The organism is Streptococcus sp. HMSC066F01 (genome assembly GCF_001837335.1).
In the GTDB taxonomy this organism is placed as follows: Bacteria; Bacillota; Bacilli; order Lactobacillales; family Streptococcaceae; genus Streptococcus; species Streptococcus oralis_S.
In genome coordinates this window covers 1-558 of sequence record NZ_KV832116.1, presented here as the reverse complement: position 1 = coordinate 558, position 558 = coordinate 1, and the positions used below count along the sequence as shown (strand labels likewise).

Annotated in this window: 1 protein-coding gene; it reads left to right on the top strand. The window is 43.4% G+C overall.

Annotation, left to right across the window (positions count from 1 at the left end; all coding sequences use genetic code 11):
• Nucleotides 1-558, top strand: a 558-nt coding sequence (locus tag HMPREF2655_RS04350; protein WP_180364314.1) for a G5 domain-containing protein, incomplete at both ends; no start/stop codon positions are given.

Genomic DNA, 558 nt, shown 5'->3' with positions numbered 1-558 from the left:
TGTTCGCCGAGTGAAGACAGCTGGTCAAAAGGGTGTTCGTACGATTGTTGAAACAGTGACTTACACAGATGGTGTTGAGACAGGTCGTGAGGTGAAATCAAACACAATCACTACTCCAGCAGTAGACGAAGTTGTCGAAGTTGGAACTAAGAAAGTAGTAGCCCCAGTTGTAACGACTAAGGAAGAGACCAAGACAGAAGAAGTTGCTTTCCAAACTAAGGAAGTAACAAATCCAGATCTTCCAGAAGGAACTCGCCGAGTGAAAACAGCTGGCCAAAAAGGTGTTCGCACCATTGTTTATACAGTGACTTACACAGATGGAAAAGAGACAGGTCGTGTTGAGAAATCAAACACAATCACTACTCCAGCAGTAGACGAAGTTGTCGAAGTTGGAACTAAGAAAGTAGTAGCCCCAGTTGTAACGACTAAGGAAGAGACCAAGACAGAAGAAGTTGCTTTCCAAACTAAGGAAGTAACAAATCCAAATCTTCCAGAAGGAAGTCGTCAAGTGAAAGCTGTTGGTAAGAAGGGTGTTCGCACCATTGTTTATACAGTGAC